The 11543-nt window shown below is 70.4% G+C and carries 9 protein-coding genes; 6 read left to right on the forward strand and 3 right to left on the reverse strand.

Annotated features, from left to right (window positions below):
* Positions 1–13 precede the first annotated feature (13 nt).
* Both DS837_RS18415 and dacB read right to left on the reverse strand, forming a co-directional pair.
* The gene (locus DS837_RS18415) at positions 14–646 is read right to left on the reverse strand and encodes a chemotaxis protein (protein ID WP_149166099.1); all 633 of its coding nucleotides are present in this window, start codon (positions 644–646) and stop codon (positions 14–16) included.
* A 236-nt stretch (positions 647–882) separates the two neighbouring features.
* Positions 883–2349, reverse strand: a complete 1467-nt coding sequence (dacB, locus tag DS837_RS18420; protein ID WP_149166100.1) for a D-alanyl-D-alanine carboxypeptidase/D-alanyl-D-alanine endopeptidase — start codon at positions 2347–2349, stop codon at positions 883–885.
* Between the two features lie 299 nt (positions 2350–2648).
* On the opposite strand from dacB, the gene DS837_RS18425 reads away from it, so the two are divergent.
* Positions 2649–4367 (forward strand): FHA domain-containing protein, encoded by a 1719-nt coding sequence (locus tag DS837_RS18425; RefSeq protein WP_247890012.1) that lies wholly within the window; start codon positions 2649–2651, stop codon positions 4365–4367.
* Here DS837_RS18425 and DS837_RS18430 read toward each other — a convergent pair.
* Complete coding sequence (locus DS837_RS18430) at positions 4357–5070, reverse strand: 4'-phosphopantetheinyl transferase family protein (protein WP_149166102.1); 714 nt, start codon at positions 5068–5070, stop codon at positions 4357–4359. The two genes, DS837_RS18425 and DS837_RS18430, sit on opposite strands and share 11 nt — an antisense overlap.
* Before the next feature lie 96 nt (positions 5071–5166).
* Between DS837_RS18430 and DS837_RS18435 the strand changes: the two genes are divergently transcribed.
* The 5 genes from DS837_RS18435 to DS837_RS18455 all read left to right on the forward strand — a co-directional run bounded on the left by DS837_RS18435 (position 5167) and on the right by DS837_RS18455 (position 11533).
* A complete protein-coding gene (locus DS837_RS18435) occupies positions 5167–6150 on the forward strand; it encodes a phosphoribosylaminoimidazolesuccinocarboxamide synthase (protein WP_149166103.1) in 984 nt (327 codons plus the stop codon).
* The gene (locus DS837_RS18440; protein ID WP_149166104.1) at positions 6150–7094 is read left to right on the forward strand and encodes a D-2-hydroxyacid dehydrogenase family protein; all 945 of its coding nucleotides are present in this window, start codon (positions 6150–6152) and stop codon (positions 7092–7094) included. Before DS837_RS18435 ends, DS837_RS18440 begins: the two co-directional genes overlap by 1 nt.
* Positions 7095–7602: 508 nt before the next feature.
* Positions 7603–8091, forward strand: coding sequence for a PTS sugar transporter subunit IIA (locus DS837_RS18445; protein WP_149166105.1), 489 nt, complete (start codon positions 7603–7605; stop codon positions 8089–8091).
* A gap of 131 nt (positions 8092–8222) precedes the next feature.
* Complete coding sequence (locus tag DS837_RS18450; RefSeq protein ID WP_149166106.1) at positions 8223–11189, forward strand: monovalent cation/H+ antiporter subunit A; 2967 nt, start codon at positions 8223–8225, stop codon at positions 11187–11189.
* Complete coding sequence (locus DS837_RS18455; protein WP_014197933.1) at positions 11189–11533, forward strand: Na+/H+ antiporter subunit C; 345 nt, start codon at positions 11189–11191, stop codon at positions 11531–11533. Before DS837_RS18450 ends, DS837_RS18455 begins: the two co-directional genes overlap by 1 nt.
* The last annotated feature ends 10 nt before the right edge of the window (positions 11534–11543 follow it).

Here is an 11543-nt window from a genome sequence, read left to right on the forward strand (position 1 = left end):
TGGAGCATGGGGATCAGAACAGTTCCACGTCGCCATCGATCCCGGTCTTGCGCAGCCGGTCCATGAAGGAGGTCTCGGACCGCGCGATGTCGCGCACCGTCTCCTCCCCGATCAGGCGGCGCTGGGTGCGGCCGGAGGTCGGGTAGAAGCGCACCGCGCGGGCCGCCGTGCCGCCGACGTCCCAGCTCATCGTCGGAATGCCTTCCGCCGCCAGATACTCCATGACGAACTCGACGTTGCGCTGGCCGATGCCGGCGCTGCGCGGGGCGCCGTTCACGCTGGCCCCGCCGAAGATCTTGGCGCGCAGCCGGTCGCGCCGCCCCGTCGCCGCCAGCAGCCGGTTGATGAGCTGCTCCATGGCCGCACTGCCGTAGCGGGAGGAGATGGACAGCCGGTCGCCGTTGTGGTCGGGCAGCAGGAAATGGTTCATCCCGCCGATCGCCGCGACGGGATCGAACAGGCAGGCGGCGATGCAGGAGCCCAGCGTCGTGGTGATGACGACGTTCGGGTCGTCGCTGACCACGCAGCCGCCGACCACGATGTTGACCACCTCCGCGCCCAATTGCCAGTCGTGGTAGCGGTTGGCCGCGATGTCCGGTGTGTCGGAACCCTGCTGGAGTCGGCGTGCGCGCGGGGTGATCGGCATCCAGAACCTCGGTGGGACATTCGGTCGCAGTGTACAACCCTCTGTCGCCTTCCGCCAAGCGTCGCGGTTGCGGGCGCGATTGCCCCCTCTCCCGTCCCGGGAGAGGGGAGGGGCCCACGCCGCAGGCGTGGGAAGGGTGAGGGTGCCACCAAGGATCATGCTTCAATCCTCGCACGACCCTCACCCGCCCGCTTTCGCGGGCACCCTCTCCCGGGGCGGGAGAGGGGGGAAGACCCTCACAAGCCGGCGATCCACAACTCCAGCAGGTCGGCCTGGAGCTTGCGGGAGCGGGCCAGCCAGGCGCGGGCCTCTGGAGGGATCTCGGCGATGCGGCGGTCCATCGTCCGGTCCATGGCGGCGCGCCGCTCCTCGTCGGTGACGAAGAAGGCGAAGCCGAGCGTCCGCCCCTTCGCCGTCGTCAGCGTGCCGGCCAGCGCCTTGGCGTAGGCCAGCGTGCCCGATTTGGCGCGCACGCCGGGGGGCAGGACCTTGCCCTCGTCCTCGCCGGGCAGAAGGGCCAGGACCGTCGGGCCGGCGCCCTGGATCAGCGCCATGGTCTGGGCCGGGCTGATCCGCGACGCGCTGCTGAGGCCCGAATGGTTGAGCAGCCGCAACCCCGTCCAGTCGGTGCGCGGGGCCGCCAGCATGGCCGGGGCGGTCAGCACCGCCGCCGACTCCGGCAGTGTCCGCACCGCAGAGTCCAGCCGCCGGGCGGCGGCCAGCCCGATCAGCTCCGCCGACAGGTTGTTGGAGTAGCGCAGGACCTGACGGGCCAAGACCTCCAGCGGCTCGCTGCGGTGCAGGGCGGCGAGCGTGGCGGTCGGCGGCACCGCGCCGGGGGCCGGGGCGGGCAGGGCGATCCCCGCCTCCGCGGCCAGCCGGCGGAAGACGTACGCCGCCGCCAAGCCGGGGCGGGTGACCGGAAGCCACAGGCTGGCCGCCATGCGCGGTTGCGGGGCGAAGCGCCAGCGCTCGCCCTCTGGCTCTCCGACCGCAGCGGCGAGCGGGGTGAAGGCGGCACCGGACCCGGCACCCAGCTGCACCGTCACGCTGTCCAGCGGCACGCGCCCCGCGTCGGACACCGACCATGCGCTGACCCGTACCGGCTGGCCCGCGGTGGCGGGGCGCGCCCAGTCGAAGCGGAAGCGGTTGAAGTTCAGCGACAGCGCCCCGACCCCGGTGTTGTAGCCGGCGGTCCAGGGCTGACTGGCGTCGATCTCCGGCAACTCGGGCAGGGCGGAGGTGTCGTAGAGGAAGCGCCCGGTCACCCGCGTGACGCCCAGCGCGCCGAGGTCGCGCAGCAGCTCCGTCAGCCCCTCGGTGGACAGCGACGGGTCGCCGCCGCCCTTCAGGATCAGGTCGCCGTCCAGCACGCCGTCCCCCACCCGCCCGGTGCCCAGCCGTCCAGTGATGTGCAGCGTGGTCTCGAACCGGTGGTCCGGCCCCAGCACCGCCAGGGCGGCGGCCATCGCCGGCAGCTTGGCGACCGAGGCCGGGGCGAAGGGCTTGGCCGGCTGCCGCTCCGCCAGAACGGCGCCGCTGTCCGGATCGAACAGCACGTAACCGACGTCATCGGCGGAAAAGCCGTTGCGGGCAATCGCTTGGCGGTCGTCCGGACCGGTGGCGGCGGTGGGGGACGCGCAGGCCGACACCGCGGTGACGCAGGCCAGCAGGAGCAGGATGGTGAAAGTCGGAAGCCGCATGATGCACAGTCTAGCGCAAAGCCCCCGGCAGCATCCGCGTCAATCCTGGGGTGGGCCAGGAATCTTGCTGCGCAGACAGTCCGCTTCCCGTACCATTACAGTCTGGAACGACGCCACGCCTTTGGGAAAGAGCTGCAAAGCCCATGATGTCACGGCGCCAAAGCGTCACGTTCGAAGTGGTCGTCGAACAAGGTGGCAAACCCAACATCGACGGTGTCTTTCCCGACGAGGCCGCGGCCCGGGAACGCGCGGCGTATTTGCTTCGTCTTGCAAAATTTCCGGTTGTCCGGATTTTGAAGGTGAATCAGGCGGGCAAGGAAGAGGTCATCTTCCAGAAGTCCACCTCCGGTGGTGGCAAGCCGACGACCATCTCCTCTATCGACGAGGCCGACGTCGGGCCCGCCAGCCTCTGCACCGACGCGCTCCAGCTCTTTTCCTTCGAGAGCCGGATGCTGCTGCTGCGCCTGCTGCGCGGCTATTGGGACGATCAGGCGGTGATCCCGGCCGAGCAACTCCACCGCTACTACCCGCTGCGCTATTTCGAGCGGGAGGCGCTGCTGTTCAACCCGGCGGTCAGCCGGCTCGCCACCCTTCAGGCGCCGCTGCTGGGCGTGAAGCCGCTCGACCGGCACGACCAGCTCCTGCGGATGTTCACCACGCTGAAGGAGATGGCGCAGGGGTCGGACGCGCTGACGCCCTTCGACGCGGCGCTGGCCCGCGGCGGGGTGGGCGGCCTGCTGGCGGCGGCGGCGGAGCGCCCGCCGGAGGAGCGCGACCGGCTGGTCACCCACGCCTTCGCCGCGGTGCTGGAGCCCTGCCGCGACTGGCCTGGCAAGGTCAAGGCGCTGCTGCGCTTCCACCGTGAGGACGGGGAGGAGGAGACGAACCGCCGTCTGCTCGACCAGATGCTGGCGGAAACGGTCGACGGGCGGGAGCCGGTGCGCGCGCTGATCGGCTACGCGCCCGACCTGGGGGCGGCGCTGCACAGCCTGATCGCGGCGGTGCACGGCGACCTCGACGACCGGTTGCCCCATACGGATGAGTTGCTGGCCCTGTCCAACGCGCTGGGCGGCGGCGGCTTCGACGAGACGCGGCGGGCGCTGCTGCGCCGCATCCAGGGCGGTCTGGCCGGCTTGACCCCGCTGACCCGCACCGGCACCGCCGCGGAGGGCAAGGCCTTCGGCGTCATCGTCGACCGACTGACCAACTTCGACGGCTTCCTGGGCGGTGCCGGCATGGCGGAGGCGCTGACCCGGCGCGCCAAGACGGTGTGGAGTTCCGGTGGGCAGGACGCCCCCTTCGACACGGCGGTGCAGCGTCTGGCGACCCGCCTGCCGGCACCGGCCCAGCGCATCGGCTATCTGCTGGACCTCGCCACCAGTCCCTTCGGGCGCAACAAGCTCAGCGTCCTGATCCGGCAGGTCGCCACCGAGTTCGAGAGCATCACCTCGGCCCGCGAGCTGGTCGCGCCCGGCGTCAGCACGGACGACGTGCGCAGCGGCCTGGGCCGCCGCCTGCGCGCCGCGGGCATTCCCCGCGCGCTGGCCGAGGGGCTGATCGCCAAGATCGCCGCGATTCCGGACGGCGAGCGGTCGCTCGGCCTGCCCTTGCTGGCCGCTCCGGCGGTCGCCGCCGTGACGCGGGCGACCCAGGAGACGATTCTGATCGACGTCCCGAAGGCGGCGGAGCGGCTGGTGCTGTTCTGGCGCGGCCAGACGCGGGCGATCCCGGAGGACGGGACCCAGCTCGTCATCGGGCGCTCGTCGCAATGCCAGTTCGTCCTGGACATCGCCTCGGCCTCGCGACGGCACGCCGCGGTGTCGCGCCAGGACGGCGTCTTCATGGTGGAGGATCTCAGCCGCAACGGCACCCAGATCGCCGTTCCGGGGGTGGTGGAGCCGCGGCGGCTGACGCCCGGCGAACCGCTGGCGCTGCCGCCGCGCGGCGAGATCGTCATCGGCTCCGCGGAGCTGGGCGAGGAACCGGCGCGCATCGCCTGGGAAATCGTCAAGCGCTGAAGGCTTCGTCCAGCGGACGGAACACGGGGCGCCAGCCGTCGCCGCGCACCGCCAGCGCGCCGACCAGCCCCGGCGCCGGGCGCAGGTCGAACAGCGACCACTCCGCCGCGTCACCGGCCTCCAGCGCGCCGTCCAGGCTGAGCAGGCGGGCGGGGCGGCCCGGCGTCAACTCAACCGCGAAGCGGTCGAGCGGCGTCGACAGGCCCTGGCCGGTCGCCTTGATGAAGGCCTCCTTGCGGGTCCAGCCGTTCAGGAACGCCTCGTCCCGCAGCGCCTCGGGCAGGGCGGCGAAGGCGTCGCGCTCCTCCGGCGCGAAGAAGCGCTCGGCGATTCCGGCGGCGTCCGGCAGGCGGCGCAGCCGTTCGACGTCCACGCCCAACTCCACCGTTTCAAGGGGGGCGATGGCGATCAGCACGTGATCCTTGCAGTCAGCGAGGTTGAAGGCCGGGCCGCCGGGGAGGAAAGGCTTGCCCATCGGGCCGTAGGCGAAGGCCAGGGTCGCCGGGTCGCGGCCCAGGACCCGCCCGAGACGATGGCGCAGCAGCCCGCGCCGCAGGACGCAGCGGGTGCGCAGCTCCTCGGTCGCGAAACGGGCGGCCCGCGCCGTCTCGTCGGGGGAGAGCAGGGCGCGGAACGCCTCCAGCCGGTGCGCCAGCCCGCGCAGGTCGGCATAACAGAGTTGAATTTCTCCCGTCTCCCACATCGGATGTCCCCATTCATCGGATTCGGGACTATAACCGCGCTGGCCCCGCGCGGCGATTGCGCTATCATGCGCCTCCCTTTTGCCGGATCTGGAACCATGGTCGATACCGCTCAGCTTGCTCCGCATCTGTCCAACGTCGTCAAGGACGCCGCCATTCCCGAGCTGCCCAACCACTACCGGGGCAAGGTGCGCGAGAATTACGACCTTCCCGACGGGCGGCGCGTCATCATCGCCACCGACCGGCTGTCGGCCTTCGACATCATCCTGACCGCCATCCCCTTCAAGGGGCAGGTGCTGACCCAGATCGCCCGCTACTGGTTCGAGGCGACCAAGGACCTCTGCCCGAACCACGTGCTGGAATACCCGGACCCCAACGTCGTGGTCGCCAAGCGGCTGACCATCATGCCGGTGGAGATCGTGGTCCGCGACTATCTGGCCGGCACCACCGGCACCTCGCTGTGGACGATGTACAAGAAGGGCCGGCGGGAGATGTACGGCCACGTCTTCCCCGACGGGCTGCGCGAGAACCAGAAGCTGCCGGATACCATCATCACCCCGACCACCAAGGCGTTCGACGCCGGCCATGACGAGGAGCTGACCGCCGCCCAGATCGTGGAGCGCGGGCTGCTGACCCAGGCCCAGTGGGACGAGGTGACGGAGAAGGCGCTGGCCCTGTTCGCCCGCGGGCGCGAGATCGCGGCGGCGCGCGGCCTGATCCTGGTCGACACCAAGTACGAGTTCGGCTTCGACGAAGCCGGCAACATCATCCTGGCCGACGAGATCCACACGCCGGACAGCAGCCGCTACTGGTTCGCCGCCAGCTATCCGGAGCGGTACGAGGCCGGGCAGCGCCCGGAGAGCTTCGACAAGGACTTCGTGCGGAGCTGGGTGACCCAGCGCTGCGACCCTTACAAGGACGCCATCCCGGAAATTCCGGCGGAGGTCGTGCTCGAGGCCGCGCGCGTCTACATCGAGGCGTTCGAGACGATCACCGGCCAGACCTTCCAGGTTCCGCAAGCGGTGACGCCGGCGGTGGAGCGCATCCGGGCCAATCTGGCGCCCTATTTCGCGAAGCCGTGATGAAGATCGCCATCCTCGACGATTACCAGAACGTCGCGCGCGATCTGGCGGAATGGCATCGCCTGCCCAACGGCAGCGCGCTGACGGTCTTCGAACGGCCGATCCCGGCGGCGGAGGTGGCGGGGATGCTCGCCCCCTACAGCGTCCTGGTGATCATGCGGGAACGCACCCCGTTCCCCGCGTCGCTGATCGACGCGCTGCCGAACCTGCGGCTTCTCGTCACCACGGGCGGGCGCAACAACGCCATCGACCTGGAGGCCTGCAAGGCCCGCGGCATCACCGTCTGCGGCACCGGCATGGTCGGCACCCCGACGGCGGAGCTGACCTGGGGCCTGATCCTGGCGCTGACCAAGCGCATCCCGCAGGAGGAGCGCGGCCTGCGCGCCGGGCGCTGGCAGGCCGGCCTGACGCAGGGGCTGGCCGGCAAGCGCCTCGGCCTCGTCGGGCTGGGCAAGCTGGGCACCCAGGTGGCGCAGGTCGGTCAGGCCTTCGGGATGGAGGTCGCGGCCTGGAGCCCCAACCTGACCGACGAGCGGGCCGCCGCGGCGGGCGTCATCCGGCTGGACAAGCGCGACCTGTTCGCCACCTCCGACATCGTCAGCGTCCATCTGGTGCTGGGCGAGCGGACGCGCGGCGTGGTCGGGGCGGAGGACATCGACGCGATGAAGCCCTCCGCCTTCTTCGTGAACACGTCGCGCGCCGGTCTGGTGGATGGGGACGCCCTGCTGGCGGCCCTGCACGAGCATCGCATCGCGGGCGCCGGTCTGGACGTCTTCCCCGTGGAGCCGCTGCCGGTGGACAGCCCCTGGCTGGAGGCGCCGAACACGGTGCTGACGCCGCATCTGGGCTATGTCACCCGCGAGAACTACGACGTCTTCTACCGCGACGCGCTGGACGACATCCTCGCCTGGCACGCCGGCGAGCCGGTGCGGATGCTCGCTTAAGGACGGGACGGCCCCGCCCCGCCCTTCCCCATGGCGGGGGAGAGGGCGGGGCGTCCCGCATGGGCTCAAGCCCTTGAAGCTTTTCCGAAGTTCCAAGCCTTGCCCGCATCGGCTTCCGGTGCGGCGATGGGCTGGATTCGCCCCGTGCCGCCTGTCCGTTTTTTGCCCCCTTCACGCGGATCGCGGGATTACAGCCGCGGCCAAGACGTAGATGGAAGGCGACCCCGCCACTTGCGGGGCGCGATTCCATTCCCAAAATGGGTGTGGAGCCTGCGGCAGGGGCTGAGATGGACGAGGTCATGTGTTGCGAGGCGCGGGCCTTACCGGGGCTGCGTGTCCGTGGGGTGGGGCAGCCACCGGTCCTGGCGGCGATTGGCGCTGTGGGTATTGGCACTGTGGACAAGGCGTGCCGAATTTGATTGGAAGTCTGTTGGTTCACGGCCATCCCGGCGCGGGCCGCGGCTGGCCGGGACAGGAGACGGAAGGTTTGCCACCCATGGAGACAGGAATGAACATCTCGGACCTCTTGTCCGCACACAACGTCATTCTCGATGCAGGGCCGGCCAACAAGGGAACCCTGCTCGACCTTCTCGCCACCGAGGCGGCCAGCCGCATCGCGGCACCAAAGGAGGATATTCTCAAGGCCCTGCAGGCGCGGGAGCACATCGGCTCAACGGCGCTGGGCAAGGGCGTGGCGCTTCCCCACACGGAGCTGCGCGGGGCCGAGAGCCCGCTGGTGCTGTTCGCGCGGCTCCGCAAACCCATCGATTTCGAGGCCCGCGACGACGAGCCGGTGGACCTGTTCTTCCTCGTGCTCTGGCCGACCGCGACCCGCAAGGGCCTGCTCCCCGTCATGGGCGAGATCTGCCAAGCCCTGCGCGACCCGCAATCCCTGCGCAAGCTGCGGCAGGCGGAGACGCCCGACGCGGTGGTGGAACTCGTCCGGCAGGCGCTTCCCCCCAACGCCGAGCGGGAGCTTGACGACGAGGATTTCTGACCGAGCGATTTCTGACCTGACGACGTCCGGCCGGCGCGGCGAGGGACCTCCATCCTTCCTATATTCGTAAAGCCGACAGTTCTCAGCATTTTGGCCCCTCCGATTGCCCGAGACCCCCTTTGTCACAGACCATGTCCGATGCCCTGTTGCTCCTGGCCGCCACCGGCCTTCCGTTTGTTGGCGCGATCGTCGCCGGGATGCTGCCGACGCACGCGCGCAACACCGCGGCGTGGTTGGCCGGTGCGATCGCGATCATCGGGCTGGGGTTGGTGTGGGCCGCCTATCCGACGGTGGCGGCGGGCGGGGTGATCCGCCATTCGATGGCCTGGATGCCGTCGCTCGGCCTCGACCTCACGCTGCGGATGGACGGCTTCGCCTGGCTGTTCGCCGGGCTGGTCTTCGGGGTCGGCGTGCTCGTCGTGCTCTACGCGCGCTATTACATGTCGGCGGACGACCCGGTCCCGCGCTTCTTCGCGTTCCTGCTGGCCTTCATGGGGTCGATGACGGGGGTGGTGCTCTCCGGCAACCTGATCCAGCTCGCCTTCTTCTGGGAACTGACCAGCCTCTTCTCCTTCCTGCTGATCGGCTACTGGCACCACACGGCGGCGGCGCGCGACGGCGCGCGCATGGCGCTGACCATCACCGCGACGGGCGGGCTGTGCCTGTTCGCGGGGGTGCTGCTGCTCGGCCACATCGTCGGCAGCTACAACCTCGACGTCGTTCTGGCCTCGGGCGACAAGATCCGCGGGCACGCGCTCTACCTGCCGGCGCTGGTCCTGATCCTGATGGGCGCCCTGACCAAGAGCGCGCAGTTCCCGTTCCATTTCTGGCTGCCGCACGCCATGGCGGCGCCCACCCCCGTCTCGGCCTATCTGCATTCGGCGACCCTGGTGAAGGCCGGGGTCTTCCTGATGGCCCGGCTGTGGCCGGTGCTGGCGGGAACGGAGGCGTGGTTCTGGATCGTCGGCAGCGCCGGTCTGGCCACCCTGCTGATCGGCGCCTACGTGGCGATCTTCCAGAACGACCTGAAAGGACTTCTGGCCTATTCGACCATCAGCCATCTCGGGCTGATCACGCTGCTGCTCGGGCTCAACAGCGAACTCGCCATGGTCGCGGCGATCTTCCACATCCTCAACCACGCCGCCTTCAAGGCGTCGCTGTTCATGGCCGCCGGCATCATCGACCATGAGACGGGAACCCGCGACCTCCGGCGCCTGTCCGGCCTGAACCGCTTCATGCCCTTCACGACGCGGCTGGCGATGGTGGCGGCGGCGGCCATGGCGGGCGTGCCGCTGATGAACGGCTTCATCTCGAAGGAGATGTTCTTCGCCGAGACGCTGACGGCCCAGGGGTCCGTGACCTTCCTCCTCGACATCCTGCCCTTCGCGGCCATGGTGGCGAGCGCCTTCGCCGTGGCCTACTCGTTGCGCTTCATCCACGGCGCCTTCTTCGGCCCCGACCCGGTCGACCTGCCGCACCGGCCGCACGAGCCGCCGGCCTGGATGCGCCTTCCGGTCGAGATCCTGGCGCTGGCCTGCATCATCATCGGTCTGCTGCCCGCGGCCACCGTGGGTCCGTACCTGAACATGGCGGCCCACGCCGCGCTCGGCGCCGCGACGCCCGAATACAGCCTGGCGGTCTGGCACGGCTTCAACACGCCGCTGGTGATGAGCCTGCTCGCCCTGGCGGCTGGGGTGACGCTCTACTTCCTGCTGCAGCCGCTGTTCCGCCGGAACATCGAGGGGCCGCCCTTCATCAGCCGTCTGGAAGGCCGCCGCATGTTCGAGCGCAGCATGGTCTTCCTGTCCTGGCGCCTCGCCCGGTCGCTGGAAGGGCTGCTGGGCACCCGGCGCCTGCAGCCCCAGCTCCGTCTGGTCGTCTGCGTCGCCATCCTGGCCGCGGGCTGGGCGGTCTACCGGCGCGGACTCGGCCCCGGCAATCTGGTGCCGCAGGGCATCGACCCCGTGCTCGCCCTGATCTGGGCGATCGGCGCGGCCTGCGCCCTGGGGGCGGCGTGGCAAGCCAAGTTCCACCGCCTCGCCGCGCTGATCCTGCTCGGCGGCACCGGGCTGGTCACCTGCGTCACCTTCGTCTGGTTCTCCGCCCCCGACCTCGCGCTGACCCAGTTGCTGGTCGAGATCGTCACCACCATCCTGCTGCTGCTCGGCCTGCGCTGGCTGCCCAAGCGGCTTCCCGGCACCGGCACGTCGGAAGTGATGCGGACGGGACGCCGCCTGCGCGACCTCGCCATCGCCATCACCGCCGGGCTCGGCATGGCCGGGCTGGCCTTCGGCGTGATGACCCGCTTCCCGCCGGAAATCCTGGCGCAGCATTTCCTGGAGCGCGCCTACACCGAGGGCGGCGGCACCAACGTCGTCAACGTGATCCTGGTCGACTTCCGCGGATTCGACACGCTGGGCGAGATCGCCGTGCTGGGGGTGGTGGCCCTGACCGCCTACGCGCTGCTGCGCCGCTTCCGCCCGGCCCCCGACAGCGTGGACGTGCCGGAGCAGCAGCGCGACCAGAGCGCCTACGACATCGCCCGACCCGAGCGGCGGGAGGGCGACACGGTGGCCGATTGGCTGCTGATCCCGTCGGTGATCGCGCGGCTGCTGTTCCCGGTGGTCGGCATGGTCGCGCTGTTCCTGCTGCTGCGCGGCCACGACCTGCCCGGCGGCGGCTTCGCCGCGGGGCTGATGGGGTCGATCGCGATGATCCTGCAATACATGCTGGGCGGCACGCAGTGGGTGGAGGCGCGGCTGCGCGTGCTGCCGCTGCGCTGGATGGGCCTCGGGCTTCTGCTGGCCGCGGGCACGGGCCTGGGCGCCCTGCTGTTCGGCCGGCCCTTCCTGACCACCTATTTCGCCTACGCGGACCTGCCGCTGATCGGGGAGATTCCGACGGCGAGCGCGCTGCTGTTCGACATCGGCGTGTTCGCGCTGGTCATCGGCGCCACCATGCTGACCCTGATCGCGCTGGCCCGCCAGTCGGTCCGCGGCCATCGCGCCGCCGCGCCGCGCGCCGCGGCAGTGAGCGCGCCGCCCGCGTCCGCTCCGGTTCCGACCACCGCCCCGACCGCCGCAACCGGAGACGACTGATGGAACTTATCCTCGCCCTCGGGATCGGGGTGCTGACGGGCTCCGGCGTCTGGCTGCTGCTGCGTCCCCGCACCTTCCAGGTCATCATCGGCCTGTCGCTGCTCTCCTACGCCGTCAACCTCTTCATCTTCTCGACCGGTGGCCTGCGCACCGGGGCGGCCCCGGTGCTGGAGCGCGGCATGGCCGGCAGCCTCGCCACCCACGCCGACCCGGTGCCGCAGGCCCTGGTCCTCACGGCCATCGTCATCAGCTTCGCGACGACGGCGCTGTTCCTCGTCCTGCTCCTCGCCGCGCGGGGCCTGACGGGAACCGACCATGTGGACGGTAAGGAGAAGTCCCGGTGAACGGGTGGCC

The organism is Azospirillum brasilense (assembly GCF_008365405.1).
Taxonomy (GTDB): domain Bacteria; phylum Pseudomonadota; class Alphaproteobacteria; order Azospirillales; family Azospirillaceae; genus Azospirillum; species Azospirillum brasilense_D.

Coding starts and splice junctions, on each gene's coding strand:
- DS837_RS18415 (WP_149166099.1), bottom strand. CDS start 646: ATGCCGATCACCCCGCGCGCACGCCGACTCCAGCAGGGTTCCGACACA.
- dacB (WP_149166100.1), bottom strand. CDS start 2,349: ATGCGGCTTCCGACTTTCACCATCCTGCTCCTGCTGGCCTGCGTCACC.
- DS837_RS18430 (WP_149166102.1), bottom strand. CDS start 5,070: ATGTGGGAGACGGGAGAAATTCAACTCTGTTATGCCGACCTGCGCGGG.
- DS837_RS18435 (WP_149166103.1), top strand. CDS start 5,167: ATGGTCGATACCGCTCAGCTTGCTCCGCATCTGTCCAACGTCGTCAAG.
- DS837_RS18440 (WP_149166104.1), top strand. CDS start 6,150: ATGAAGATCGCCATCCTCGACGATTACCAGAACGTCGCGCGCGATCTG.
- DS837_RS18445 (WP_149166105.1), top strand. CDS start 7,603: ATGAACATCTCGGACCTCTTGTCCGCACACAACGTCATTCTCGATGCA.
- DS837_RS18450 (WP_149166106.1), top strand. CDS start 8,223: ATGTCCGATGCCCTGTTGCTCCTGGCCGCCACCGGCCTTCCGTTTGTT.
- DS837_RS18455 (WP_014197933.1), top strand. CDS start 11,189: ATGGAACTTATCCTCGCCCTCGGGATCGGGGTGCTGACGGGCTCCGGC.